Source organism: Streptomyces sp. bgisy130 (genome assembly GCF_057708345.1).
Genome location: NZ_JBYISA010000005.1, coordinates 235,883 through 262,785, shown reverse-complemented (window position 1 = coordinate 262,785; position 26,903 = coordinate 235,883). Strand labels below are relative to the sequence as shown.

18 protein-coding genes are annotated in these 26,903 nt (G+C 72.0%); 13 read left to right on the top strand and 5 right to left on the bottom strand.

From position 1 onward, the window contains the following. The first annotated feature begins 66 nt into the window (after positions 1-66). The 7 genes from AC3EUV_RS10090 to AC3EUV_RS10060 all read left to right on the top strand — a co-directional run bounded on the left by AC3EUV_RS10090 (position 67) and on the right by AC3EUV_RS10060 (position 12,994). Complete coding sequence (locus AC3EUV_RS10090; RefSeq protein WP_435602680.1) at positions 67-2,025, top strand: S53 family peptidase; 1,959 nt, start codon at positions 67-69, stop codon at positions 2,023-2,025. Positions 2,026-2,337: 312 nt separating this feature from the next. Next, complete coding sequence (locus tag AC3EUV_RS10085; RefSeq protein WP_432145141.1) at positions 2,338-5,259, top strand: leucine--tRNA ligase; 2,922 nt, start codon at positions 2,338-2,340, stop codon at positions 5,257-5,259. Positions 5,260-5,511: 252 nt separating this feature from the next. Continuing rightward, positions 5,512-6,318, top strand: coding sequence for a hypothetical protein (locus AC3EUV_RS10080; protein ID WP_435602679.1), 807 nt, complete (start codon positions 5,512-5,514; stop codon positions 6,316-6,318). A gap of 327 nt (positions 6,319-6,645) precedes the next feature. After that, entirely contained in the window at positions 6,646-7,491 is an 846-nt protein-coding gene (locus AC3EUV_RS10075; RefSeq protein ID WP_432145139.1) for a DegV family protein, read from the top strand. Between the two features lie 474 nt (positions 7,492-7,965). Next, positions 7,966-8,721, top strand: coding sequence for a ComEA family DNA-binding protein (locus tag AC3EUV_RS10070; protein WP_435602678.1), 756 nt, complete (start codon positions 7,966-7,968; stop codon positions 8,719-8,721). Next, positions 8,718-12,185 carry a ComEC/Rec2 family competence protein gene (locus AC3EUV_RS10065; protein WP_435602677.1) on the top strand — a complete coding sequence of 1,156 codons (3,468 nt, stop codon included), beginning with the start codon at positions 8,718-8,720 and terminating at the stop codon, positions 12,183-12,185. The genes AC3EUV_RS10070 and AC3EUV_RS10065 overlap by 4 nt, the downstream gene beginning before the upstream one ends. Next, on the top strand, positions 12,185-12,994 hold the full coding sequence (locus AC3EUV_RS10060; RefSeq protein ID WP_432145136.1) for an arylamine N-acetyltransferase family protein: 810 nt from the start codon (positions 12,185-12,187) through the stop codon (positions 12,992-12,994). Before AC3EUV_RS10065 ends, AC3EUV_RS10060 begins: the two co-directional genes overlap by 1 nt. A gap of 150 nt (positions 12,995-13,144) precedes the next feature. Here AC3EUV_RS10060 and AC3EUV_RS10055 read toward each other — a convergent pair whose 3' ends face one another. Further along, complete coding sequence (locus tag AC3EUV_RS10055) at positions 13,145-13,420, bottom strand: hypothetical protein (RefSeq protein ID WP_432145135.1); 276 nt, start codon at positions 13,418-13,420, stop codon at positions 13,145-13,147. 97 nt (positions 13,421-13,517) lie between these two features. On the opposite strand from AC3EUV_RS10055, the gene holA reads away from it, so the two are divergent. After that, complete coding sequence (gene holA, locus AC3EUV_RS10050; protein WP_397969590.1) at positions 13,518-14,501, top strand: DNA polymerase III subunit delta; 984 nt, start codon at positions 13,518-13,520, stop codon at positions 14,499-14,501. Between the two features lie 87 nt (positions 14,502-14,588). On the opposite strand, the gene AC3EUV_RS10045 is transcribed toward holA, so the two are convergent. After that, positions 14,589-15,473, bottom strand: coding sequence for a hypothetical protein (locus tag AC3EUV_RS10045; protein WP_435602676.1), 885 nt, complete (start codon positions 15,471-15,473; stop codon positions 14,589-14,591). 583 nt (positions 15,474-16,056) lie between these two features. Further along, positions 16,057-16,323: a 30S ribosomal protein S20 gene (rpsT, locus tag AC3EUV_RS10040; RefSeq protein WP_432145133.1), complete on the bottom strand. Its 267-nt coding sequence runs from the start codon at positions 16,321-16,323 to the stop codon at positions 16,057-16,059. Between the two features lie 346 nt (positions 16,324-16,669). Between rpsT and lepA the strand changes: the two genes are divergently transcribed. From lepA to AC3EUV_RS10015, 5 genes are all read left to right on the top strand, one after another. Further along, on the top strand, positions 16,670-18,544 hold the full coding sequence (gene lepA / locus AC3EUV_RS10035; RefSeq protein ID WP_432145132.1) for a translation elongation factor 4: 1,875 nt from the start codon (positions 16,670-16,672) through the stop codon (positions 18,542-18,544). A 336-nt stretch (positions 18,545-18,880) separates the two neighbouring features. Then, positions 18,881-20,770, top strand: a complete 1,890-nt coding sequence (locus tag AC3EUV_RS10030; protein WP_432145131.1) for an AMP-dependent synthetase/ligase — start codon at positions 18,881-18,883, stop codon at positions 20,768-20,770. A gap of 321 nt (positions 20,771-21,091) precedes the next feature. After that, positions 21,092-23,206, top strand: a complete 2,115-nt coding sequence (locus AC3EUV_RS10025; protein ID WP_432145130.1) for a SpoIIE family protein phosphatase — start codon at positions 21,092-21,094, stop codon at positions 23,204-23,206. A gap of 52 nt (positions 23,207-23,258) precedes the next feature. Continuing rightward, entirely contained in the window at positions 23,259-24,491 is a 1,233-nt protein-coding gene (gene hemW, locus AC3EUV_RS10020) for a radical SAM family heme chaperone HemW (RefSeq protein ID WP_432145129.1), read from the top strand. 108 nt (positions 24,492-24,599) lie between these two features. Further along, the gene (locus AC3EUV_RS10015) at positions 24,600-25,169 is read left to right on the top strand and encodes a Uma2 family endonuclease (protein ID WP_435602675.1); all 570 of its coding nucleotides are present in this window, start codon (positions 24,600-24,602) and stop codon (positions 25,167-25,169) included. Here the strand turns inward: AC3EUV_RS10015 and AC3EUV_RS10010 are convergent. Beyond that, a complete protein-coding gene (locus AC3EUV_RS10010) occupies positions 25,147-25,980 on the bottom strand; it encodes a DUF3097 domain-containing protein (protein WP_432145128.1) in 834 nt (277 codons plus the stop codon). The genes AC3EUV_RS10015 and AC3EUV_RS10010 overlap by 23 nt on opposite strands. A gap of 146 nt (positions 25,981-26,126) precedes the next feature. Further along, positions 26,127-26,861, bottom strand: coding sequence for an MBL fold metallo-hydrolase (locus AC3EUV_RS10005; protein WP_432145127.1), 735 nt, complete (start codon positions 26,859-26,861; stop codon positions 26,127-26,129). Positions 26,862-26,903: the final 42 nt, after the last annotated feature.

The window sequence follows — 26,903 nt, the reverse complement described above, 5'->3', positions numbered from 1 at the left end:
CGCACACCGGCACACCGGCGCAGCGCGGCACCCCGCGGCGCACCACATCGCCACACAGGGGGTTCCATGAGATCAAGCCGCACCAGATCACCGCGCGCCCGCGCCGGTCTGGCCTGGGCAGCGACGCTGCCGCTGGTCGCCGGTGCGCTCGCGCTCGGCGCGCCCGCCGCCGACGCCGCGGGCCACGACGGCGGACGGCACGCGCTGCCGGGCACCAAGCCGCTGTGGGCCACCCGGCAGGCCGACCAGGGCGCCACCGCCGCCTCCACGGCCGTCACCGCCCGCGTCTACCTGGCCGGCCGCGACGCCAAGGGGCTCGCGGACCGCGCGCGGGCCGTGTCGGACCCGCACTCCGCCGCGTACGGCAAATATCTGAGCCCCGCCCAGGTGCGCGCCCGCTACGGCGCCACGCACGACCAGATAGCCAAGGTGACCGGCTGGCTGAAGAAGTCCGGCCTGACGGTCACCGGGACCACCAACCGCTATCTGACGGTCCGGGGCGACGCGGCCGCCGCCGAGCGTGCCTTCGCCGTCGACCTGCACAATTACCGCAAGAGCGGGCACACTTACCACGCCCCGTCGGCCACTGCCTCCGCGCCCGCCGCCCTGGCCGACGCGGTGCTGACGGTCACCGGCCTGGACAACGCGCCGCGGCTCGCCAAGCACCACTCCAGCGAACTGCCGCCGCCGGAAGGCGTCTTCCGTAACTCCGGCCCGTTCTCCTCGTACTACGGCTCCAGGACCGACAAGAAGCTGCCGTCCGCCTACGGGAGCAAGGCGCCGTACGCGATCAAGGGCTACACCGGACAGCAGCTCCGCGCCGCCTACGGGGCGAAGAAGTGGACCGGCAAGAACGTCACCGTCGCGATCACCGACGCCTACGCCTCGCCGACCATCGCCCGGGACGCGGACAAGTACGCCGCCCGCAACGGTGACCCCCGTTACCGCCGGGGCCAGCTCTCCCAGGTGCTTCCCGAGGACTACACGCACATCAAGGAGTGCGGCGCGGCCGGCTGGTACGGCGAGGAGACCCTCGACGTCGAGGCCGTGCACGCCGTCGCCCCCGACTCCGACATCGTCTACGTCGGCGGCGCCTCCTGCATGGACGACGATCTGCTCGAATCGCTCGGCAAGATCGTCGACGGGCACCTCGCCGACATCGTCTCCAACTCCTGGGGCGACATCGAGGCGAACGAGACCCCGGACGTGGCCGCCGCCTACGACCAGCTCTTCCAGCAGGGCGCGGTGCAGGGCATCGGCTTCTACTTCTCCTCCGGCGACAACGGTGACGAGGTCGACAACACCGGCACCAAGCAGGTCGACACCCCGGCGAACTCCGCCTGGGTGACCGCCGTCGGCGGCACCTCTCTGGCTGTCGGCAAGCACGACGCCTACCAGTGGGAGACCGGCTGGGGCACCCGGAAGGCGGTGCTCTCCAAGGACGGCCACGACTGGACCGGCTTCCCCGGTGCCTTCAACGGCGGCGCCGGCGGCGGCACCAGCAAGACCGTCGCGCAGCCCTTCTACCAGCGCGGAGTCGTCCCGGACGGGCTCGCGAAGGCGAACGGCGGCGGCGCGATGCGCACCGTCCCGGACATCGCTGCGGTCGCCGACCCCAACACCGGCTTCCTGGTCGGCCAGACCCAGACCCTGCCGGACGGCACGCTCGGCTACGACGAGTACCGCATCGGCGGCACCTCACTGGCCGCCCCGGTGATCGCGGGCGTCCAGGCGCTCGCCCAGCAGGCCCGGCACGGCGTCGCCATCGGCTTCGCCAACCCCGGCATCTACCAGCGCTACGGCACCCCCGCCTACCACGACGTCACCGACCACCCCCTGGGCGCCGGCCGTGACCTGGCGGTCGTCCGGGTCGACTACGTCAACGGCACCGACGCGAGCAAGGGCACCACGACCTCGCTGCGCAGCCTGGGCAAGGACAGCTCCCTGCACGCGGTCGTCGGCTACGACGACGTCACCGGCGTCGGCACACCGGGCGCCGGCTATGTGAGCTCCTACCGCCCCTGACGCCAGGGCGCGGCGCCGCCTCCCCGCGCCGGCCGTGCCCGGTGACGCGGCGGTAGGAGGGCGGGGTAACCGGGGGCGGGGCCCGCATGGGGGCAATCCCAGCGCGGGCCCCGTACGCCCTGCGGTACCCTGACGCCATGCGTGCCGTACGCCTTCTGCTTAGCGGGCCGCGCTGATCAGTACCGACGGATGACAGAACCCGTCGGAATCGGCGCGGCTTCCCCTCCTGTGCGAGGGGTCTTTTTGTTTCCGGCGTGCCGGGGATCTGGCGCGTTTCCGCTGGCAGAGACGATCGATGGAGCTTTGAGGACGATGAGCGAGACGACCAACTCCCCCGCTGCCGAAAGTGCGGGAGGTGCCCCCACCGAAACGACGGCGCCGCACCGCTACACGGCCGCGCTGGCCGCCGACATCGAGGCACGCTGGCAGGAATTCTGGGAGGTGGAGGGGACCTACGAGGCCCCCAACCCCAAGGGTGACCTGGCCGGCGACGCCGGGTCGGTGGCCCGCCCCAAGAAGTTCATCATGGACATGTTCCCCTACCCGTCGGGCGCCGGCCTGCACGTCGGGCACCCGCTGGGCTTCATCGCCACCGACGTCTACGCCCGCCACCAGCGCATGACGGGCCACAACGTCCTGCACACCCTGGGCTTCGACGCCTTCGGCCTGCCCGCCGAGCAGTACGCCGTGCAGACCGGCACCCACCCGCGGGTCTCCACCGAGGCCAACATCGTGAACATGCGCCGCCAGCTGCGCCGCCTGGGCCTGGGCCACGACGGACGCCGTTCGGTCGAGACGATCGACCCGGCGTACTACAAGTGGACCCAGTGGATCTTCCTCCAGATCTTCAACTCCTGGTACGACCCGGAGGCGGACGCCGCCCGCCCGATCGACACCCTGGTCGCCCAGTTCGAGGCCGGTGACCGCCCGACCCCCGACGGCCGGGCCTGGAGCGGGCTGAGCCCCCTGGAGCGGGCCAACATCCTGGGCGAGTACCGCCTGGCGTACGCCTCGGACGCACCGGTCAACTGGTGTCCTGGCCTGGGCACGGTGCTGGCCAACGAGGAGGTCACCGCCGACGGCCGCTCCGAGCGCGGTAACTACCCGGTCTTCAAGGCCAAGCTGCGCCAGTGGAACATGCGCATCACCGCCTACGCCGACCGGCTGCTGAACGGCCTGGACGGGCTGGACTGGCCGGAGGCCATCAAGCTCCAGCAGCGCAACTGGATCGGCCGCTCCGAGGGCGCCCGGGTCGACTTCCCGGTGGGCGACGACAAGATCACCGTCTTCACCACCCGCCAGGACACCCTGTTCGGCGCGACGTACATGGTGCTGGCGCCCGAGCACCCGCTGGTCGCCGGCGCCGACAACGGCAACGGCACGGGCTCGATCGTCCCGGACGCCTGGCCAGAGGGCACCCACGACGTGTGGACCGGCGGCCACGCCACCCCCGGCGACGCCGTTGCCGCCTACCGCAAGCAGGCCGCCTCCAAGTCGGACGTCGAGCGGCAGGCCGAGGCCAAGGACAAGACCGGCGTCTTCACCGGCGCCTTCGCGACCAACCCGGTCAGCGGCGAACAGGTCCCGGTCTTCATCGCCGACTACGTCCTGATGGGTTACGGCACCGGCGCGATCATGGCCGTCCCCGCCCACGACACCCGCGACTTCGCCTTCGCCCGCGCCTTCGAGCTGCCGATGCGCTGTGTCGTCGAGCCCTCGGACGACCGCGGCACCGACCCCTCCACCTGGGACGATGCCTTCGCCTCGTACGACGCCAAGATCGTGAACTCGTCCGGCGCGGACATCTCGCTGGACGGCCTGGGCGTCACGGAAGCCAAGGCGAAGATCACCGAGTGGCTGGCCGACCAGGGCATCGGCGAGGGCACCGTCAACTTCCGGCTGCGCGACTGGCTGTTCAGCCGGCAGCGCTACTGGGGCGAGCCGTTCCCGATCGTCTACGACGAGGACGGGGTGGCCCACGCCCTGCCCGAGTCGATGCTGCCGCTGGAACTGCCGGAGGTCGAGGACTACTCCCCGCGGACCTTCGACCCGGACGACGCCGACACCCAGCCGGAGACCCCGCTGTCCCGCAACGAGGACTGGGTCCATGTCGACCTGGACCTGGGCGACGGCATCAAGCGCTACCGCCGCGAGACCAACACCATGCCCAACTGGGCGGGTTCGTGCTGGTACGAGATGCGCTACCTGGACCCCCACAACAGCGATGCGCTGGTCGACCCGGAGATCGAGCAGTACTGGATGGGCCCGCGTGAGGGGCAGCCGGCCGGCGGCGTCGACCTGTACGTGGGCGGCGCGGAGCACGCCGTACTGCACCTGCTGTACGCCCGCTTCTGGTCCCAGGTACTGCACGACCTGGGCCATGTCTCGTCCTCCGAGCCGTTCCACAAGCTGTACAACCAGGGCATGATCCAGGCCTTCGTCTACCGGGACAGCCGCGGCATCGCCGTCCCCGCCGCCGAGGTCGAGGAGCGGGACGGCGGCTACTACTACCAGGGCGAGAAGGTCAGCCGCGTCCTGGGCAAGATGGGCAAGTCCCTGAAGAACGCCGTCACTCCCGACGAGATCTGCGCCGAATACGGCGCGGACACCCTGCGCCTGTACGAGATGGCCATGGGCCCGCTGGACGTGTCGCGCCCGTGGGACACCCGGGCCGTCGTCGGCCAGTACCGCCTGCTCCAGCGGCTGTGGCGCAATGTCGTCGACGAGGCGACCGGCGAGGTCACCGTCGTCGACAGCGAGCCGGACGAGGCCACCCTGCGCGCCCTGCACAAGGCGATCGACGGTGTCAGCCAGGACATGGCGAACCTGCGCTTCAACACCGCCATCGCCAAGGTGACCGAGCTGAACAACCACCTGACCAAGGCGGGCACCCCCGTCCCGCGCGCGGTCGCGGAGCAGCTGGTGCTGCTGATCGCCCCGCTCGCGCCGCACATCGCCGAGGAGCTGTGGCGCAAGCTGGGCCACACCGACTCCGTGGTGCACGCGGACTTCCCGGTGGCCGACCCGGCGTACGTCGTGGACGAGACCGTGACCTGCGTCGTGCAGATCAAGGGCAAGGTCAAGGCGCGGCTGGAGGTCGCTCCGTCGATCTCCGACGCCGACCTGGAGGCGACGGCCCTGGCCGAGCCGGCCGTGGTCGCTGCGCTGGACGGCGCAGGCATCCGGAAGGTCATCGTCCGGGCGCCGAAGCTGGTGAACATCGTTCCGGCGTAACCGCCGGCGGGCGCCCGGGACCGGCCCCGGGCGCCCGGCAGCGGTTCTCCGGGACCGCCGCTGACGCCTCACCGGGCCGGTCGCGAGACCGCTTCGATCCGCCCTGCCGGCGCTCCGTGAGCGCCATGGGTGGTTTCCCCTACGGGCAGGTTGGGGGTTCCTCTGGAACCCGTGACCTGCCCGAGCCGTTTACCGTGGAGGTACAAGGCGCGGGCCGTAATCCGGCGCCGCCGACACGTCTGGGGAGAGCCCATGGAAGCCGCCGTTGCCATCATCGGACTGCTCTTCGTGCTGTTCGTTCTGGCCGGGGTCTTCGTGACGGTCAAGGCGGTCAAGGCAGCCAAGCGCGGAGTGGACCGCACGGTCGCCCAGGCCCGAAGAACCGTCGAGGACACCACCCTCCGGGCCCGCCAGTTCGCCCAGCCCGGCGTGGTCGGCGAACTGGCACAGCTGCGGCTCTCGCTGCGCACCTCCATGCGCGCCACTCAGGAAGTGCTCTACGGGGGATCGCCGGACGATGCCTCCCTCAGCGAGGCGATCGGCCTCTTCGAGCGCCTCAGCGCCCATGGCCATGAGCTGGACGACGAACTCAAGCGGCTGGAACGCGAGCCCGACCGGGCCACCATCGGCGCCCGCCTCCCGGACCTCCGGGAGCGCCTGGAGCGGATCACGCACTCCGCGGAGTCGCTGCGCTGGGCCGCGCGCGACCGCGCCCGCAAGTTCGCGGAGGACGATCTGGCCTCGCTCAGCGACCAGATCGATGTGGAGTCCGGGGCGCTGCGGCACTGGACCCGGGTCGAGGACGCCACGGATCCGCTGCGGGACCCCGTACCGGGCCGTCCGGAGAGCGCGGAACCGGCAGAGACGAAGGCCCCCGGCCGAGGGCAGCCGACGGACGGGCCCGCACGGTCCGGTGCCACCGCCGGCCCGTCGGACGCCGCCGCCCGCTCTTGGGGCCCGACCCCCGAGGACCCGCCGGCGATCACCGCACGGGACCCCCGCACCCAGCCCTCGTACCCGTGGCAGAAGACCCCGCGGACGGAGGACACGACCAGATGAGGGCGTAGCGGCAGGGGAGGCGCGAGGGGGTGGGGTGGGGTGGGGCGGGGCCCCGGGGGGAGAGGAAGACGGCGGGGAAGGGCCGGGCTCCAACCGGCCTTATCGGACCCCACCAGTCCTTATCGGGCTCCACCGGGCTTCTGTTCCTGGTGGACATCGCGGACGTGGCGGCTGCCGGGGCGTTGCGCCGGGGGCTGCCGTCGCGCGGACCCAGGGCCCCGGCGGTGCTTTTCGGTGGGGTCTTGGCAGAGCCTTGGGTAATCCTGGAGGATCTTGGGAAGGGGCCCGCACTGTGCGGCGTCCGGATCCCCGGATAACCTCCCTGTCATGTCCCGCCATGTCGCGATCGTCACCGATTCCACGGCCTACTTGCCGCGGGCGGCTATCGAGCGTCACCACATCACAGCCGTACCACTGACCGTCGTCCTGGGGGACCAGGCCCTGGAAGAGGGCACCGAAATCTCCGCGAGATCCCTCGCCCAGGCGCTCCAGAAGCGCCGGTCGGTGACGACCTCCCGGCCCAGCCCCACGACGTTCGCGGAGACCTACCGCAAGGTCGCGGCGACCGGTGCGCGCGGCATCGTCTCGCTCCACCTCTCCTCGGAATTCTCCGGCACCTACGACGCGGCGGTGCAGGCGGCCAAGGAGGCTCCGGTGCCCGTACGTGTCGTGGACACCGGGATGGTCGCGATGGCCCTCGGGTTCTGCGCCCTGGCGGCCGCGGAGACGGCGGAGGCCGGCGGGGGCGTGGACGATGCGGTCGCCGCCGCGGAGAAGCGCGCAGCGGGTACCTCCGCCTACTTCTACGTCGACACCCTCGACTATCTGCGCCGCGGCGGCCGGATCGGCGCGGCCCAGGCGCTGCTCGGCTCCGCGCTCGCCGTCAAACCGCTCCTGCAACTGGCCGACGGGCGGATCGAGCTGCTGGAGAAGGTCCGTACGGCGTCCAAGGCCATCGCGCGGCTGGAGGAGATCGCCGCGGAGCGGGCGGGTGAGGGCCAGGTCGATATCGCGGTTCACCATCTTGCCGCGGCGGAGCGCGCGGAGGCCCTGGCCGAGCGGCTCCGGGAGCGGGTGACCGGGCTCAATGAGCTGCATGTGAGCGAGGTGGGTGCGGTGATCGGCGCGCATACGGGTCCCGGGCTGCTGGGGGTTGTGGTGTCGCCGCGGTGAGTGGGGCGGCGGGGTGCCCTGTGGGTGACGGAGTTATCCACAACTGGGGCGCTGTCCACCGGATTTGACGCTGCTCGGCGGGATCCGCGCGGGGTGCTTAGCGTCGGTCGTATGAACTTGTCTCGGTCTGCGTCATGGGGGCTTCCGGCCTCGTCGGGGGGTTCGGGGCTGGGAGCGGCTTCCTCCTCTTTGACTCCTCCAGCTCCTTCGGCACCCTCTGCCCCTTCCGCTCCCTCCGGCTCTTCGGGGGCGTCTGTTCCTTCCGCCTCCTCGCCTGCGTCGGCTCTGTCCGCCCCGCCGGATGGGGCAGTGGCGCCATCCGGCGGGGCGGAGCGGCGGGAGTGGGAGCGCGAGAGGGTGCGGGCCCGGGTTGCGGCGATCTTTGGTGACGCAGGGAGCGCCGCCGAGGCCGGCCTGCCGCCTCCTGGGCATGATTCTCCGCGCTCAGGCCGTGGGGAGCGGGCGTGGTGTGCCGTGCGCGAACGGCTCCCGCTCTGGGTGCAGTTACGGTGTGGCACCGACCCCAAGGCGCTCGTTGCGCTGGTCCTGGTGCTCTTGGTGGCCGTGGGGTTCGCCGTGCAGCACTTCTGGGTGGGGCGCCCCGAGCCGGTACGGGCCCCGGCGGTCGAACGGGCCGGAGGGGCGCCCGGCCCCGACTCGCGAGCACCGTCGTTGCCGTCAGCGTCATCGTCCGCCACTGCGGTGGCGAACGGTCCGCCGGGCAATGCGGGGCGCGGGCTGGTGGTCGATGTCACGGGCAAGGTCCGGCGCCCCGGAATTCAGCGGATGCCGCCGGGGTCGCGGGTGGTCGACGCCTTGCGGGCCGCGGGTGGCGTGCTGCGCGGGACGAACATCCGTGGGCTCAACCGGGCGCGGCTGCTGACCGACGGCGAGCAGATCGTGGTCGGTGCGGCAGGTCCGGCCGGTGCGGCCGGTGCGGCCGGTGGCGGGGCTGGGGCCGGGGGTGGTGCCGGTTCCGCTGACGTGGGGGCCGGCGGGTCGGGGAGTGGACCGCCGAGTGCCGGGGCCGGTCCGGGCGGTCCGGTCAGTCTCAGCACGGCGACCGAGCAGCAGCTCGACTCCCTGCCGGGAGTGGGCCCGGTCCTGGCCCGCCACATCGTCGAATTCCGCACCCAGCACGGTGGGTTCACCTCGGTGGACCAGCTCCGTCAGGTGACCGGTATCGGTGACCGACGCTTCGCCGATCTGCGCCCCCTGGTGGTGCCATGACCGGCCCTCGCGCCACCGTGCACGCCACGGCGGCATCGCCGCACGGCGCCTCGGACCCACATCAGGAGGGCCCGGCCGATCTTCGGCTCGTCGCGCCCGCCCTGGCCGCCTGGGCGGCCGCGGCGATCGGTCTGGGTGTCCCCGGCGGGGGAGTGGCGGTGGCCTGTGGCGTGGCCGTGGTGCTGGCGGTCCTTGTCTTGCGGGTGGCTGTGGTTCGGCGCAGGGCCGAGCGTGCGTCAGGGGTGGAAGAGCAGCCTGATGTCGCTCCTCTGACCGACACCGGTCGGCGTGGAGCTGAGTCGCCCCGGCGTCGCTCGCCCCGCCTCCGGCCGGCCGGGGCGTTGGTGGCCCTGGCCGCGGTGTTGCTGTGTGCCGCGGCGGGGGCTGCGTCCGCCGCGCTGCATGCCTCGGACCTGCGGCGTGGGCCCCTCCCCGTCCTCGCGGAGCAGTATGCGCGGGCCACGGTGGAACTGGAGGTGACGGGTGATCCACGGCTGACCCGCCCCAGGGTGCGCGGCTCCCAACGGACGCCCCCGGTCCTGGTCTTCACGGCCGATGCCGTCCGCGTCACGGCACCGGATGGTGAGGTCACGGCTGTCCGTACGCCCACCCTGGTGGTCGTACAACAGCCGGGAGGAGGGAGCGGCGGCGCCCGTCGGGGCATCGCGTCGGAGTGGCGGGAGTTGTTGCCGTCGACCCGGATCAGGGCCATGGCGCGTGTGGCGCCGCCGCTGTTGTCCGGCGATCAGGTGGCCGCCGTGCTGCGGGTGACGGCCGATGAGCCGCCGGGCAAGGTGGGTGCGCCGGACGCGCTACAGCGGTTGGCGGGGAGCCTGCGTGCGGGGCTGCGTGCGGCCACCGAGGGGTTGCGTCCCGATGCCCGGGCGTTGTTGCCGGGACTCGTGGTGGGGGACACCTCGCGTGTGCCGCCGGATCTGGACGACGCGTTCCGTGCCACCGACCTGACGCATCTGCTCGCCGTGTCCGGCAGCAATCTGACGATTGTGCTCGCGCTGCTGATCGGCCCGCCGCATCTGGCGACGCGCGCCGAGCGCCGCGGGCTGGCGCCGCGTCTGGGGTTGTCGCTGCGCGGTACGGCGGTCATCGGTGGCGCGCTCGCCCTCGCCTTCGTCGTGGTGTGCCGCCCGGACCCGAGCGTGCTGCGGGCCGCCGCCTGCGGTCTGATCACGTTGCTGGCGATCGGGACCGGCCGCCGCCGTTCGCTGCTCCCCGCGCTCGCCGCCGCGGTCCTGCTGCTGGTGCTCTACGACCCCTGGCTCGCCCGCAGTTACGGCTTTCTGCTCTCTGTCCTGGCGACCGGCGCTCTGCTGCTGCTCGCGCCGCGGTGGAGCGCCGCACTTCAACGGCGTCGGGTGCCGCCCCGTCTCGCCGAGGTGCTGGCCGCCGCGGCCGCCGCCCAGGCGGTCTGCGCACCCGTCGTCGCCGTGCTGGCGGCCCGGGTGGGGCTGGTCGCTGTGCCCTGCAATCTGCTGGCCGAACTGGCCGTGGGCCCCGCGACGGTTCTGGGCTTCGCGGCCCTCGCCATCGTTCCGATCGTGCCGCCGGTCGCCCAGGCGCTGGCGTGGTGCGCGGGCTGGCCGGCCGAGTGGATCGCCGGTGTCGCCCGTACGGGAGCGGCCCTGCCGGGGGCGGAGTTCGCCTGGCCGGGCGGCTGGGTCGGTGGGTTGGTGCTGGCGGCCGCCGTGGTGGTCCTGGTGCCGGTCGGCCGCTGGGTGCTGCGCCGCCGCTGGTTGTGTGTGCTCTGCGCGTTGGCGGTGATCTTGGCAGTGTGCCGCCCCGCGCCGTTCACCCGCGTTCTCACAGGCTGGCCGCCGCCGGGATGGCGGGCCGTGGTCTGTGACGTCGGGCAGGGCGACGGGCTGGTGCTGGCAGCCGGCGACGGTACGGCGCTGGTGGTGGACACCGGGCCCGAGCCCCGCGCCATCGACCGCTGCCTGACCGACCTGGGTATCCGCCACATCCCTCTGCTCGTTCTGACGCACTTCCACGCCGACCATGTGGACGGGCTCCCGGGCGCGCTCCGCGGGCGCTCGGTCGGCGCGATCCAGACCACGACCCTGCAAGAACCTCCGGGGCAGGCGCAGTTCGTGCGCAGTACGGCGGCTGCGGCCCGGGTACCGGTCGTCCGTGCCACACCAGGGGAGCACCGCCACCTGGGCCCGCTGACCTGGGAGGTCCTCTGGCCACCCGCCTCGCCCACCCCTCCCGGCCCCGGCGTCCCCACCCAAAGCCCCGCCGCTCTTGGCGCCAGCACTGGCGCTCCTGGTGGCCCGGGGGGCTCCGGTGGTCCCGTCAGCCCGGGTAGCCCGGGTGCCCCGGCCGCCCCCACTCCCCCCACCGACCCCACGGTCTTCGACGGCCCCAATGACGCCAGCGTGACTCTGCTCGTCCGTACGGGAGGGCTGTCCATTCTGCTGCTCGGCGACCTCGAACCGCCTGCACAGCAGGGGCTGTTGGCGGCGCACCCCGAGCTTGGTGGTGTCGACGTCCTGAAGGTGGCACACCACGGCTCCGCCTATCAGGACCCGCCGTTGATGCAGCGGCTGGCGCCGCGCCTGGCGCTGATCTCCTGTGGTGCCGACAACCCGTACGGCCATCCGGCGCCCCGCACCATCGCGGCACTCCGTGCCCAGGGCGCCCGGGTGCTGCGTACGGACACCGACGGAGCCATCGCGATCCTCGGCACCCCGGCCGGGCTGTCCGCCACGGTCACCGGCCACCGGGTCAAGGTCCGGCTGGTCAGCGGCCCGAGAATCCGAGGCCGTACGCACCCGGGCGTGCGCCGGGCCGGCGTTCGTGCAGCAGGCAGGCGCCGCTCCAGGAACCGCCCCCGTCCCGCGGCCCACCACCACCTGATAGGCGCCCGCCGACGCCCACAGCCGCCCGCCGAACCGCTACCCGTCGACGCCGGAGAAATGGAGGAAGGTCTCAGAACCAGGATCAGTAGACTCCAGATTATGAGGATGAGTGAAGGCGTCGAGTGGGGCCTGCACTGTTGTGTGACGCTGGCCTGGCTCGAAGGGGACGGGCCCGTGTCCACGGCTCGGCTGGCGGCCTCCTTCGAGTTGCCGGCGGCCTACCTGAACAAGCGGCTTCAGGCGCTGGTGCGGGCCGGGATTCTGCGTTCCACGCCCGGTGCGCGGGGTGGGTTCCAGTTGGCACGGTCGCCGGAGCGGATCACCCTCATGGACGTCGTTGCGGCGATCGAGGGCGCCGACGATGTCTTCCGGTGTACCGAAATCCGTCGGCGTGGGGCCGGTGCGGCGGCGTCCGGCAGGGAGTTCGGCCGGCCCTGTGGCATCGCCACGGCGATGGGCAAGGCCGAGCTGGCCTGGCGGCGTGAGCTGGCCGCACAGACCCTTGCCGACGTGATGGCCGGTACGCCCGCCTCGGCGGCGGAACGGACCCGCCGCTGGTTCGCTGCGGAGAGGACGCACACCTGATGGACACCGCTGGCACCGACGCCTACCTGGACCGGATCGGCGCCGACCGCCCCGCTTCCCCCGATGCCGACGCACTGCGGGCACTGCACCTCAGCCATCTGCGCACCGTCCCCTTCGAGAACCTCTCCATCCACCTTGGCGAGGAGATCGTGCTCGCGGAGCAGCCGGTGCTCGACAAGATCGTCGGTGCCCGGCGGGGCGGCTTCTGTTACGAGCTCAACGGCGCGTTCGCCATGCTGCTGGGCGCGCTGGGGTATGAGGTCGAGCTGTTGGCCGCGCGGGTCTTCGGCGCCGAGGGGAAGCTCGGGATCCCGTATGACCACCTTGCGCTGCGCGTCCGGACGTCCGACGGGCCATGGCTTGCGGACGTCGGCTTCGGCCGGCACAGCCACTTTCCGCTGCGCTGGGACAGCCGTGCCGAGCAGGCCGATCCGGGTGGGGTGTTCCGGATCGAGGAGACGGCGGACGGCGATCTCGATGTGGTGCGGGACGGCTCGCCGCAGTACCGCATCGAGCAACGTCCGCGTGTGTACGCGGACTTCGAGGTCGGCTGCTGGTGGAACCGGACCTCGCCCACGTCGCACTTCACCCAGTCCCTGGTGTGCTCGCGGCTGACGGAGACCGGTCGGATCACCCTCTCCGGCCGTACGCTCGTGACCACCGCGGTGGACGGCGCACGCGACGAGCGCCTGGTTGCCGCTGACGAGATCCTCGCCGCCTACCGGGAGCACTTCGGGATCGTGCTGGACCGGGAGCCCGTGGTCGGCGAGGTGCCGCCGCCCGGGATCGGAGCCCAGGGACGCTCGTAGCGGCCCGTCGTCCGGCCGTCGGCAGTGGTCCGGCCGTTGGGAGTCGTCCGGCCGTCGGCAGTGGACCGGCCGACGGGCGTCGTCTGGCCGTCGGCAGTGGTGGACCGGCCGACGGGGTCGTCCGGCCGTCGGGACGGGCGCGGCCTGTCGTTACTCGGCCTCGCGCCAGCCCTCGTACTCCGCCGCGAGGTCGTGCAGCCGCGCGGGGTCGTGAGCGGCGTCCGGGTCCTCGACGACCACCAGCCACTGGGCGTCCTCGGCGTCGTCCTCACCGGCCAGGGCGTCCCGTACGAGCTGGGGCTCCTCGGTGACCCCGAAACGTTCGGTCAGGGCTTCGGCGACCTCCTCCGCCGCGTCGCGGTCGGGCAGCACCAGGACGTGGCGCTCAGGTCGTACATCGGGGTGGTGGGGGGCTGCGTCATTCACCCGGCCATTGTCCGACAGGGGGAGGGCGGCCCGGTCCGGCAGGGGGCGGGGTTCGGTCGGGGCGGGTTGTCAGTGGCACGTGGGATGCTGGACCGCGATGGCCAGGAAGACAGCTCACGATGACCCGCTTGCCCCCGTCACGATCGCGGTGGGCCAGGAAGACCTGCTGCTGGACCGTGCGGTGCAGCAGGTGGTGGCGGCCGCCCGGGCGGCCGATGCGGACACCGATGTGCGCGACCTCACCCCCGACCAACTACAGCCCGGCACCCTCGCCGAGCTGACCAGTCCCTCGCTCTTCGCCGAGCGCAAGGTCGTCGTGGTGCGGGCCGCCCAGGACCTGTCCGCGGACACCATCAAGGACGTCAAGGCGTATCTCGGCTCGCCCGCCGAGGAGATCACGCTGGTGCTGCTGCATGCCGGCGGCGCCAAGGGAAAGGGCCTGCTGGACGCCGCCCGTAAGGCCGGGGCGCGGGAGGTGGCCTGCCCCAAGATGACCAAGCCGGCCGACCGGCTGGCCTTCGTACGGAGCGAGTTCCGTGCGACGGGGCGTTCGGCGACGCCGGAGGCCTGCCAGTCGCTGGTGGACGCGATCGGCAGCGATCTGCGTGAGCTGGCATCGGCCTGTTCGCAGCTGGCCGCCGACGTCGAGGGCACGATCGACGACGCCGTCGTCGCGCGCTACTACACCGGCCGGGCCGAGGCATCGAGCTTCACCGTCGCGGACCGCGCCGTCGAGGGCCGGGCCGCCGAGGCGCTGGAGGCACTGCGCTGGGCGATCGCCACCGGCGTCGCCCCCGTCATGATCACCAGCGCGTTGGCCCAGGGCGTCCGCGCCATCGGCAAGCTGGCCTCCGCCCCTCGCGGCGCCCGCCCCGGCGACCTCGCCCGCGACCTCGGTATGCCGCCCTGGAAGATCGACCGGGTCCGGCAGCAGATGCGCGGCTGGTCGGCGGACGGTGTGGCCACGGCGCTGCGCGCGGTGGCGGCGGCCGACGCGGGAGTGAAGGGCGGCGGCGACGATCCCGAATACGCCCTGGAGAAGGCCGTCGTGACGATCGCCCGGGCGGCCCGGTCGCGGTGAGGCGGTGACACGGCCGGGTGTCGGGGGTGGCGAGGCGACGGCGGCCTGGGGCGCCCGGCGGCGCCCCTCACCCAACCCCCAAGCCCCTCACCGGGACCGCGAGTTCTGGAGTCGTTTGAGCGTTTCCGTGGCGCTGGTCTTCAGCATCGTGGCGACCTCGTCCGCGGTCGGCTGCTTGGTGGAGCTGCTGCTGGACGCGTAGTTCGACCATGTCGACTGATACGTCATCCAGCCGTCCCGGACGCCGAGGATCACATACGAGCTGGAGCTCGTGCTGTCGTCGTCCTTCCGGGTCACCAGAAATGCCTCGTCGCCCAGGCCGGGTACGGCCTCGACCCGGTAGCCGGTGGAGGCGTCCTGCTTCTCGTACGAGCGGTAGCTGTCGGCGAATTCGGGCGCGGGGTCGGCCTTCTTGTGCAGGGTGGCCGTGTTGGAGAGCCAGATCGAGGAGTAGTCGGAGCTGCCGGCGTTCTTCTTTTCCAGCGAGGTGTTGCACCACATGATGTCCAGCGACGCCTGTCGCGCGCCGCTGTGCTGCGGGTTGGCGTCCTTCGAGGCCGTGCCGGTGCTCGCCTTGGCCTTGAGGCCGGCGTTCTCGAACGGGGTCATCGAGGTGTCCGCACACAGATCACCGGTGTAGCCGTAGCCCGCGAGATCGGGGCTGGGCTCGGAGGAGAAACCGCCGGTCGCGAACAGGAGCGAGCCCCAGATCGCGGAGGCGGCGACGGCCCCGCCGATCGCCCAGAGCCAGCCGGACGTGCCGCGGCCCGTGCCGTCCGGAGCACCGGGCGCCCCTACTAGGGGTCCGCCGGCTGCCGGATAGCCGTATCCGCCGGCCGGCCCCTGCGGCGGGGGCTGCTGTGCGTAGGGATTCTGCTGCGCGGGCACCGGATTCTGCGGTGCGGGAACCTGGCCGTAGGGATGCGCCTGTGGCCGGCCGTAAGGATTGTTCTGATCCCCCGATATGGACATGGGCGGCAGCGTAGCGGACCCGGCCGAAAGCGAACCCGGGCGCGGCACCGCGAATTTCCTCGACGGCGGGTAAGCCGATCTTCCGGATGGCAGTAGCCCTCGGGCAAGAAGTCCCAAAGCCCCGTAACAAGGGCCCCTGGACATATTCCCCGTAACAATTACCGCTCGCCGAGTAAAAGCCCGGCAGCAGATCCCTGCGAAAACCCCAGCACTCACCACTTCCGCAACAAAACCCACAGCAAGTTTCGCCACAGCACTTAACGAAGCCTGGCAGTGCGTCCGTGCGGGGGCGCCGGGCGGCCGCGCCTCCCCCACGACAAAAGGCCCCGCCTCATCCCTGGGGAAGGGGGAGGCGGGGCCTTCATATCAAGCTGTTGCGGCTTCGTCGGCGGTGGTAGCCGCCTGGCGAGCCGGGTGCGCCGCACCCGCGTGGCGAACGCAGGCCGTGTGCGGCGCGGTGGTGCACCGGTCAGGGAGCGGAGAGAGGGGCCGCTGGGTCCCTGTCGGCAGGGTTACTGCTCAGGTATTGCGGTGGGTCGAAGATCCGGCCTGAAAGGCCGAAGACCTTCTTCCGAGAGGAAGGTCAGCCCTGGAGGGACGCGACCTTCTTCGCCAGCGCCGACTTCTTGTTGGCGGCGGCGTTCTTGTGAATGACACCCTTGCTGACGGCCTTGTCGAGCTTCTTGGCAGCCTCGGCCTGGGCGGTGGTGGCCTTCTGAAGGTCACCGGCCTCCACGGCCTCGCGGGTGCGACGGATCGCGGTCTTCAGAGTGGACTTGACAGCCTTGTTGCGCTGACGAGCCTTCTCGTTCGTCTTGATCCGCTTCATCTGGGACTTGATGTTCGCCACGAAAGAGCCTTTTCAGGTTCGTTGGAGTTTCGAGTTGCGCCTCGTACGAGAGAGGGCACGAAGCGCAGTGGACCAGGCTACCAGCAGGCTCCACGGCCGCCCAAACCGGACCGCACTCACCGTCCGACCGCCGCCGCACCACCGCCGGAACCCTCGCACGACCACCGCCCGAGCCCCACCCGGCCACCGCCGGCCCCCAGTCGCGCCCCCGACAACCGCCCACCAGCACCCGCGAAGCCCCCCCCCGCCCCGCCCAAACCGGACCGAGCCCCTCGCTCATGGGACGATGGGGGGAGACGTCATATACCCGAGTCCCGCCTACCCGCGTTCACTGAATGGACCCTGCGTGCCCGCGACCCCTACGAACGTGCCGGAGCCGAGCCGTACCGATCCGGCCCTCCTCCGTAACTTCTGCATCATCGCGCACATCGACCACGGCAAGTCGACGCTCGCCGACCGGATGCTCCAGCTCACCGGTGTCGTCGACCAGCGGCAGATGCGCGCGCAGTACCTCGACCGCATGGACATCGAGCGCGAGCGTGGCATCACGATCAAGTCCCAGGCGGTCCGGCTGCCCTGGGACCCCTCCGAGGGTGAAGAGGGACGTGGTACGACCCACATCCTCAACATGATCGACACCCCGGGCCACGTCGACTTCACCTACGAGGTCTCCCGCTCGCTCGCCGCGTGCGAGGGCTGCATCCTCCTCGTCGACGCCGCCCAGGGCATCGAGGCCCAGACCCTCGCCAACCTGTACCTGGCGATGGAGCACGAGCTCACGATCATCCCCGTCCTCAACAAGATCGACCTGCCGGCCGCGCAGCCCGAGAAGTTCGCCGCCGAGCTGGCCAATCTGGTCGGCTGCGAGCCGGAGGACGTGCTGCGGGTCTCCGCCAAGACCGGCGTCGGCGTGCCCGAGCTGCTGGACAAGGTCGTCCGCGAGGTGCCGGCCCCGGTCGGCGTCAAGGACGCCCCCGCCCGCGCGATGATCTTCGACTCGGTCTACGACGCCTACCGCGGTGTCGTGACCTATGTGAAGGTCGTCGACGGCACGCTCAGCAAGCGCGAGCGCATCAGGATGATGTCGACCGGCGCGGCGCACGAGCTGCTGGAGATCGGTACGAACTCCCCGGAGATGAAGGCCGCCGACGGGCTGTCCGTCGGTGAGGTCGGCTATCTGATCACCGGTGTGAAGGATGTCCGGCAGTCCAAGGTGGGTGACACGATCACCCAGCTCAGCAAGGGCGCCGAGGTGCCGCTGGGCGGCTACAAGGATCCCAAGCCGATGGTGTTCTCGGGGCTGTATCCGCTGGACGGCTCCGACTACCCCGAGCTGCGTGACGCGCTCGACAAGCTCCAGCTCAACGACGCCGCGCTGGTCTACGAACCGGAGACCTCCGCGGCCCTGGGCTTCGGCTTCCGCGTCGGCTTCCTGGGCCTGCTGCACCTGGAGGTCATCCGGGAGCGGCTGGAGCGCGAGTTCGGCCTCGATCTGATCGCCACCGCGCCGAACGTGGTCTACCGCGTGGACATGGAGGACGGCGCCGAGCACGAGGTCACCAACCCGAGCGAGTTCCCGACCGGCAAGATCGACAAGGTGCATGAGCCGGTCGTCCGGGCCACGATCCTGGCGCCCAGCGAGTTCATCGGCGCGATCATGGAGCTGTGCCAGAACCGCCGCGGCAACCTCCTCGGCATGGACTACCTCTCCGAGGACCGCGTCGAGATCCGCTACACGCTCCCGCTCGCCGAGGTCGTCTTCGACTTCTTCGACCAGCTCAAGTCCAAGACCCGCGGCTATGCCTCGCTGGACTACGAGCCCACCGGCGAGCAGGCCGCCGACCTGGTCAAGGTCGACATCCTGCTGCACGGCGACAAGGTCGACGCGTTCTCCGCGATCTGCCACAAGGACAAGGCGTACGCGTACGGCGTGCGGCTGGTCGCCAAGCTGCGGGAGCTGATCCCGCGGCAGAGCTTCGAGGTGCCGATCCAGGCCGCCATCGGCAGCCGGGTCATCGCCCGTGAGACGGTCCGCGCCATCCGCAAGGACGTCCTCGCCAAGTGCTACGGCGGTGACATCTCCCGTAAGCGGAAGCTGCTGGAGAAGCAGAAGGAAGGCAAGAAGCGGATGAAGATGGTCGGCAGCGTGGAGGTCCCGCAGGAGGCCTTCATCGCGGTGCTGTCCTCGGACTCCGACGGTGACGCGAAGGCGAAGAAGTAGCGCGCGGCCGGTAACGGCGGCCGCGAAGCGGCGGTGGCAGGGCGTCGGTCCCCATGGGGGCCGGCGCCCTGCCGGCTTTCCGGGCCGCACCCGGGGAGGGCTGCCCGGCAGGCCACCGGGGGTGGCGTGCTGCGGCCCGCCGGGTGTGATCCGGTGGCGGTGACCGGCGCGGCTACTATCGGGGCATTGCGCGTGCTACATACACCTAACGCACCGGTCACATCGTGAACCAGTAGGTCGCAGCCCCTTACGTGGCGGCGCATCGCGCTCTAGTCTGATCACTGCTCAAAGGTTACTCGCGAGTCACCAGCAACGAAGCGGGCCCCGGAGGACGCCGTGACGGACACCCACACGCTGATCGAAAACCGGCCGCCCTCGGTGGCCCATCTCTTCCTGGAGCGGGTGGCGGCCACGCCCGACATCGAGGCCTATCGCCATCCCGTCCCCCCGGCCGCGGGCAAGGGGCCGGACGACTGGAAGGCGATCAGCTGGGCCCAGGCCGCGGAGCGGGTCTACGCCGTGGCCGCCGGGCTCATCGCGCTCGGCGTCCACCCCGAGGAGCGGGTGGCCCTGGCCTCGAACACCCGCGTCGAGTGGATCCTCGCCGACCTCGGGGTGCTCTGCTCCGGCGCCGCCACCACCACGGTCTACCCCAGCACCAACGCCGAGGAGACCGCGTACATCCTGTCCGACTCCGGGAGCCGGGTGCTGATCGCGGAGGACGCCGGTCAGCTCGCCAAGGCCCGTGAGCAGCGGGCGGAGCTGCCCGAGCTGGCGCACGTCGTCGTCATCGACGAGACGGGCGCGGAGCCAGCCGAGGGCGATCCGGAGGGCTGGGTGCTCACCCTCGCCGAGCTGGAGAAGCGCGGCACCGCCTATCTGGAGGAGCACCCGGAGTGCGTCAAGGAGCGGGTGGCCGCGCTGCGGGCCGACCAGCTGGCGACGCTCATCTACACCTCCGGGACCACCGGCCGTCCCAAGGGCGTCCGGCTGCCGCACGACTGCTGGTCGTACATGGCCCGCGCGATCCAGTCGACGGGCCTGGTCCATGAGGACGATGTGCAGTACCTCTGGCTGCCGCTGGCGCATGTCTTCGGCAAGGTGCTCACCGCCGGGCAGATCGCGACCGGCCAGGTGATCGCCGTGGACGGCCGGGTCGACAAGATCATCGAGAATCTGCCGGTCGTCCAGCCCACGTACATGGCGGCCGTGCCGCGGATCTTCGAGAAGGTCTACAACGGGGTCGCCGCCAAGGCCCGCGCGGGCGGCGCCGCCCGGTACAAGATCTTCCAGTGGGCGGCCGAGGTGGCCCGCGAGTACGCCAAGGTCTCGCAGGACAACTTCCGCCGCACCGGCAGCGCCTCGGTGCCGTTCGCGCTCGGCGCCAAGCACAAGATCGCCGACGCCCTCGTCTACACCAAGCTGCGCGAGGCGTTCGGCGGCCGGCTGCGCGCCGCGGTCTCCGGATCGGCCGCGCTCTCGCCGGAGATCGGCTACTTCTTCTCCGGTGCCGGTATCCACATCCTGGAGGGCTACGGCCTGACGGAGTCCAGCGCCGCCAGCTTCGTCAACCCCGGCGAGGCCTACCGCACCGGAACGGTCGGCAAGCCGCTGCCCGGCACCGAGGTGCGGATCGCCGAGGACGGCGAGATCCTGCTGCGCGGCCCCGGCATCATGCAGGGCTACCACGGCCTGCCGGACAAGACCGCCGAGGTCCTGGAGGAGGACGGCTGGTTCCACACCGGCGACATCGGCGAGCTCTCCCCGGACGGCTATCTGCGGATCACCGACCGCAAGAAGGACCTGATCAAGACCTCGGGCGGCAAGTACATCGCGCCGGCCGAGGTGGAGGGCCAGTTCAAGGCGGTCTGTCCGTTCGTCTCCAATGTGCTGGTGCACGGCGCCAACCGGAACTTCTGCACCGCGCTGATCGCCCTCGACGAGCCGACCATCCTGACCTGGGCGGCGGAGCACGGCCTGAGCGGCAAGAGCTACGCCGAGGTCGTCGCCACCGACCAGGTCCGGGAGCTGATCGACGGCTATGTCGAGCGGGTCAACGAGGGGCTCCAGCGCTGGCAGCAGATCCGCAAGTTCCGGCTGCTGCCGCGTGACCTGGACATCGAGCACGGCGAGGTGACCCCGAGCCTCAAGATCAAGCGGCCCGTGGTCGAGCGGACGTTCAAGGACCTGCTCGACGACATGTACACGGGGGCGCGCGAGGCGTAGCCATACGGGACGGCGGTACGGGTCGGCGATCCGGGACGGCGGTACGGACGGGCCGGTGGGCTCCCGCCTCGTACCGCCGTGCCGGTCGGCTCCGCCCGTACCGCCGTCCCGGTAGGCCCCCCCGGACCGCCGTCCCGGTGGCTCCGCCCCGCTCCGCCGTGCCCGTAACTCCAATCCCGTCGGCCAACTCCCGCGGTACGTCAGCCGAATTGATGGCTGCGACCTCCCACTTCTGTGACTCAGTGCTTATGGCTGCGCTCGTTCTGTCACTCTGTCGGTGGCGCATCCGGCGCCGTAGCGGAGCTGGGCGGGAGTTGCTCAATGAGGACGACAACTTCGTCTCCACGGGACGACGACGTCACGGCGGCGCGCGCGACGAGGACGAACGGGTTCGCCGGCGGACCCGCGGCCGGGGCCGCCGACGGTCCCGCCGCCCGTTCCCGCCGGGCCAGCCTGCCCGGTGATCCGCAGGCCGCTGCCGCCGCCCGGCGCTTCGTCCGGGCCACCTTCGCCGACTGGACCGGCCGGCGGCTGACCGGTGCGGAGGGCCTCACCGGCCGACTCGCCGACGCAGCGGAGCTGCTGGTCAGCGAGTTGGTGACGAACGCGGTCGTGCATGCGGGCACCACCGTCGAACTGCGCTGCCAACTGGACCCGGCGGCCGGGCGGGACGGGGACACGGAGCCGTACCGGGGCCGCGACCGCGAGCCGTACGAGGCGCACCGGGAAGCGGCGGCCGCCCCGGGAGCCGGTGCCGACGACGACTGCGGCCCCGGCATCCTCATCGAGGTCTCCGATCACCACCCCACCCAGCCGGTCCGGGCCCGTGCGGAGAGCGCCGCGTCCGAGAACGGCGGGCACGGGCTCCAGCTGATCAGCGCGGTCGCCGAGTCCTGGGGTGTCACCTACCGCCGGGCCATGAAGACCGTCTGGTTCCGGCTGCCCATGGGGGCCGCGGACGGCGCCGGCCGGCCCGAGCCGGAGATCGTCCTTGACAATCAGCTGCTCCAGCGCGAGCTGCGGGCTGCCGAGCTCCTCGCCCCGGCCCCGCGCCGCGCCGCCCGCCCGGAACCCGGCAGCGGCCGGGCAGACAACGGCGCCCTCTCCTTCCTCGCCGAGGCCTCGGATCTGCTCTCCGGCCAGCTCGACGCCGACCAAGTTGCCGCGCTCGCCGCCCAGTTGATCGTGCCCCGGCTCGCCGAGTGGTGTGCGGTGTGGCTGTACGACGGCGACGGCGGCGCACCCGGCCGGGGGATCGCCCAGGCCGGTGACGAGCAGCGGCTCGCCGGCGTCTGGCACACCAGCGAGAGCCGGATCGACGCGCTGCGCACGGCGCTGGAGAAGCAGCCGCCGGAACTTCCGGGCGGCGGCGCGTCCGGCGCCGCACCGGGCATCGCGCCCTGGCCCTGGCCGTACGAACCGGGCGGCTACGGCCCCGGCGGCGCCGCCCTGGCCTGCCCCCTGGTCGCCGGCGGCCGGCGGCTCGGCACCCTGCTGCTCGGCCGGGGCGGGCTGCCGCACTTCCCCGACGAGGTGGTCGCGCTGATCGAGGACCTGTGCCGCCGGGTAGCCCGCGCGGTCGCCACCGCCCGCGCCTACAGCCGCCAGGAGCGCATCAGCCAGGTCCTTCAGCGCCGGCTGCTGCCCCGGGGGCGGGCGCGGGTGCCCGGCGTGGAGTCGGCGGTGGTCTACGAACCGCGCGAGGGCGCCTGGGCGGGCGGTGACTTCTGGGACCTCTTCGACGCCGGGGACAGCCGCTGGTGCTTCGCCCTCGGCGACGTCTGCGGCAGCGGCCCGGAGGCGGCCGCGGTGACCGGGCTGGCCCGGCCGGTGCTGCGGCTGCTGGCCCGGGACGGCTTCGGGGTCGCGGCGGTGCTCGACCGGCTCAACAAGACCATGGCCCGGGAGGCCGCGGACTCGGTCGCGGCGGTCGCGGCGGCGGTGGCGGCGGCCGGCGCCGGGGCGGAGGCGCCGGTCGAGATCCGTGAGGAGGGCGAACAGGCCCGCTTCCTGTCCCTCCTCTACGGCGAGATCGTCCCGTACCCCGGCGGCTCCGGCGGCGCCCGCTGCACCCTCGCCAGCGCCGGCCACCCGCTGCCGCTGGTGCTGGGCACGGACGGCACCGTCCGGGTCGTCGCGGCGCCGCAGATGCTGCTGGGGGTGGTCGAGGACGCGGCGTACGTAAGCGAATCGTTTGACCTCTGCCCAGGGGAGACGCTGCTGTGCGTCACCGACGGGGTGACCGAGCGGCGCTCGGGGCGGCGGCTCTTCGACGACGAGGACGGCTTGGCCACCGCCCTCGCCGCGGGCGCCGGCCTGGGCGCCACCGCCCTCGCGGACCACATCCGCCGCACCGTCCACGCCTTCGGCCCCACCCCGCCCGACGACGACCTGGCCCTGCTGGTCCTCCAGGCGTCGGGCCCCGGGGTGTCCTGAGGCACAGCGGCACCGGACGGGCACGGTCCCGCCATGACGGACAATGGATCCCATGCCTTCCGCACTGCCTGATGGTGAGCCGATGCCCGAGGACGGGGCGCTGCCCGGTCATACCGCGGCCGGGGCCGCCGGGCGCCCCCTCGGCTTCTATCTGCATGTGCCGTACTGCGCGACCCGCTGCGGCTACTGCGACTTCAACACCTACACCGCGAGCGAGCTGCGCGGCTCCGGCGGCGCCCTGGCCTCCCGGGACAACTACGCCGACACCGTCGTGGACGAGATCCGGCTGGCCCGCAAGGTGCTGGGCGACGACCCGCGCCCGGTCGAGACGGTCTTCGTCGGCGGCGGCACCCCGACCCTGCTGCCCGCCGCCGACCTCGGCCGGATGCTGGCCGCGATCCGCGAGGAATTCGGCCTGGCGCCCGGCGCGGAGATCACCACCGAGGCCAACCCGGAGTCCGTCGACCCCCGCTACCTCGATGAACTGCGCGCCGGCGGCTTCAACCGCGTCTCCTTCGGCATGCAGAGCGCCCGCCAGCACGTCCTGAAGATCCTCGACCGGACGCACACCCCGGGCCGCCCCGAGGCCTGTGTCGCCGAGGCCCGCGCCGCCGGCTTCGACCACGTCAACCTCGATCTGATCTACGGCACCCCGGGCGAGACCGACGACGACTGGCGCGCCTCCCTCGACGCCGCGATCGGCGCCGGCCCCGACCATGTCTCCGCCTACGCCCTGATCGTCGAGGAGGGCACCCAGCTGGCCCGCCGGATCCGCCGCGGCGAGGTCCCGATGACCGACGACGATGTGCACGCCGACCGCTACCTGATCACCGAGGAACGCCTCGCCGCGGCCGGTTTCACCTGGTACGAGGTCTCCAACTGGGCCACCACCGACGCCGCCCGCTGCCGCCACAACGAGCTCTACTGGACCGGCGCCGACTGGTGGGGCGCCGGCCCCGGCGCCCACAGCCACGTCGGCGGCGTCCGCTGGTGGAACGTCAAACACCCCGGCGCCTACGCCCAGGCGCTCACCGAGGGCCGCTCCCCGGGCGCCGGCCGCGAACTCCTCTCCCCCGAGGACCGCCGCGTCGAACGCATCCTCCTGGAACTGCGCCTGGTGGACGGCTGCCCGCTCGACATCCTGGCCCCGACGGGGGCACGGGCGGCGGCGCGGGCACTGGCGGACGGCCTGCTGGAGCCCGGCCCGTACGAGGCCGGCCGGGCGGTGCTGACGCTCCGGGGGCGACTGCTCGCCGACGCGGTGGTGCGGGATCTGGTGGACTGATCACCCGGCCGAGGGATCTCACCCCAGAGACCCCGCCCACCGGGCAACGGCGTCCCTAGGCTGCCGGCAACACATCGGCAGGCAGGGACAGTTGGGCGGTTGGCCGCAGTGCACGATCAGCATATCGAGGAGTACTTCGCGGAGTTCGAGCCTCCGGAGGGTCTCCGGGCGGAGCTCCTGCGCCGGGAGATTCTGCTGACCGGCGGGACGGATATCGTCCACAACAAGATCGTCAGCGAGGTGACGGGGCAGATTCCGCACGGCCGCTGGCACAGGTTCGCGACACAGCACATCTCGTTCCCGGGGGAGGTCAGCAAGCCACAGCCCGACCTCGTGGTGATGGAGCGCGGAAGGTGCGAGGGTTCCGGATGGCTCGTACCCGCTGCGGACGTGACGCTGTTGCTCGAGGTGGTTTCCCTGCGCAGCGCCGACCGCGACTACGGCCTGAAGCGCTCCCTCTACGCCGCAGGGAGAATCCCCGCGTATCTGATCGTCGACCCGTATGACGCCCGCTGCGTACTGCTGACGGAACCGCACGGCGCGGGAGAAGACGCCGACTACGAGGTTCAGCGCACCGTCTCGTTCGGTGCCTCGCTCCGCGTCGACACCCTCGGCGTCGAGCTGGACACCTCGCGGTTCGGGACGCTTGCTGGTGTCACACGTCACCGCCGGCCGTGACGAAGTCGATCAGCTCCTCCACCCGCCCCAGCAACGCCGGCTCCAGGTCCCTGTAGGAGCGCACGCGGGAGAGGATCCGCTGCCAGGCGGCGCCGGTGTTCTCCGGCCAGCCCAGTGCCCGGCAGACGCCCGTTTTCCAGTCCTGGCCGTGCGGGACGGAGGGCCAGGCCGGGATGCCGACCGAGGACGGTTTCACCGCCTCCCAGATGTCGATGTACGGGTGGCCCACCACCAGCGCGTGGTCACCGGTCACCCCGGCCGCGATCCGGGACTCCTTCGAGCCGGGAACGAGATGGTCGACGAGGACGCCGAGGCGGGCGTCCGGGCCGGGGGAGAAGCCGCGGACGATGGCGGGCAGGTCGTCGACGCCCTCCAGGTACTCCACGACGACGCCCTCGATGCGCAGGTCGTCGCCCCACACCCGCTCCACCAGCTCGGCGTCGTGCCGGCCCTCCACGTAGATGCGCCCGGCGCGGGCGACCCGTGCGCGGGCGCCGGGGACGGCGAGGGAGCCCGATGCGGTGCGTGCCGGACCGCTCGGCGCCGGCGCGCCCTGGGGGCGTACGAGCGTGACCACCTTGCCCTCCAGGAGGAAGCCGCGCGGCGCCATGGGAAAGACACGGTGCTTGCCGAAGCGGTCCTCCAGGGTGACGGTCGGGCCCTGCGCCGTCTTCTCGCAGCGGATCACCGCGCCGCAGAAGCCCGAGGTGACCTCCTCGACGACCAGATCGGGTTCGGCGGGCACTTCGGGCGCGGGGCGCTGCTTCTTCCAGGGCGGGGTGAGGTCGGGGCTGTAGTGCCTGTTCTGCATCGAGTGGGCCTGCTTCTCTGCGGGTGGTCGGTGTTTCGGCCGGGGGTCCGGGGGTCGCCCCCGGGGGATGCAGTCAGGGAGGGGTGAGGTCGGGGCTGTAGCGCTTGCTCTGCATGGCGGCCTGTCTCGTGAGGTCGGCGGGCGGTTCAGGAGGGGGCGACGCCGAAGCGGGCGGCGAGGGCGGCACGCTGGGCGCGGACGAAACCGGCGTCCACCACGGCGCCGTGGCCGGGCACATACAGGGCGTCCTCACCGCCCAGGGCCAGCAGCCGGTCCAGTGCGCCGGGCCACCGCTGCGGCAGCGCGTCCGGGCCCGCCTGGGGTTCGCCGGACTCCTCGACCAGGTCGCCGCAGAAGACAATCTCGGGGGACCCGCCCCGGCCGGGTACCAGGACCGCCAGATCGTGCGCCGAGTGGCCGGGGCCGACGTTGGCGAGCAGCACCTGCCGGTCGCCGAGCTCGACGGTCAGCTGGTCGTGGACGTGGTGGTGCGGGGCGACCAGCAGATCGGCGGCCTCGGCGGCGGTGTCCCGGTCGATGCCGTGCCGGATCGCGTCGTGCCGCAGCTCGTCCTTGCCGCGGCGCAGCAGCTCGCCCAGCCCGGCCGCGCCGAAGACCTCGACGCCCGCGAAGGCGGCGGTGCCCAGGACATGATCGAAATGCGGGTGGGTGAGCGCGACATGCGTCACGTTCCGGCCCAGCACACTGCGGATCGCGCGCCGCAGATCCGCACCGTCGCGCAGGGTCGCGCCGGTGTCGACGATCATGACGCCGGTGGTCCCCGCGATCACCCCGATCGTCTCGTCCCAGCCCGGCATCCGGCGTCTGGCGACACCGTCACCGAGCTGTTCCCAACCGGCCTCTTCCCAAGTCGTGTGCATACCGAGACGCTAGCGCCATCGCGATAGCGTTGCCCGACAGAT

Coding starts and splice junctions, on each gene's coding strand:
- AC3EUV_RS10060 (WP_432145136.1), top strand. CDS start 12,185: ATGGACACCGCTGGCACCGACGCCTACCTGGACCGGATCGGCGCCGAC.
- AC3EUV_RS10005 (WP_432145127.1), bottom strand. CDS start 26,861: ATGCACACGACTTGGGAAGAGGCCGGTTGGGAACAGCTCGGTGACGGT.
- AC3EUV_RS10075 (WP_432145139.1), top strand. CDS start 6,646: ATGTCCCGCCATGTCGCGATCGTCACCGATTCCACGGCCTACTTGCCG.
- hemW (WP_432145129.1), top strand. CDS start 23,259: ATGCCTTCCGCACTGCCTGATGGTGAGCCGATGCCCGAGGACGGGGCG.
- AC3EUV_RS10080 (WP_435602679.1), top strand. CDS start 5,512: ATGGAAGCCGCCGTTGCCATCATCGGACTGCTCTTCGTGCTGTTCGTT.
- holA (WP_397969590.1), top strand. CDS start 13,518: ATGGCCAGGAAGACAGCTCACGATGACCCGCTTGCCCCCGTCACGATC.
- AC3EUV_RS10010 (WP_432145128.1), bottom strand. CDS start 25,980: ATGCAGAACAGGCACTACAGCCCCGACCTCACCCCGCCCTGGAAGAAG.
- AC3EUV_RS10090 (WP_435602680.1), top strand. CDS start 67: ATGAGATCAAGCCGCACCAGATCACCGCGCGCCCGCGCCGGTCTGGCC.
- AC3EUV_RS10025 (WP_432145130.1), top strand. CDS start 21,092: ATGAGGACGACAACTTCGTCTCCACGGGACGACGACGTCACGGCGGCG.
- AC3EUV_RS10045 (WP_435602676.1), bottom strand. CDS start 15,473: ATGTCCATATCGGGGGATCAGAACAATCCTTACGGCCGGCCACAGGCG.
- AC3EUV_RS10065 (WP_435602677.1), top strand. CDS start 8,718: ATGACCGGCCCTCGCGCCACCGTGCACGCCACGGCGGCATCGCCGCAC.
- AC3EUV_RS10085 (WP_432145141.1), top strand. CDS start 2,338: ATGAGCGAGACGACCAACTCCCCCGCTGCCGAAAGTGCGGGAGGTGCC.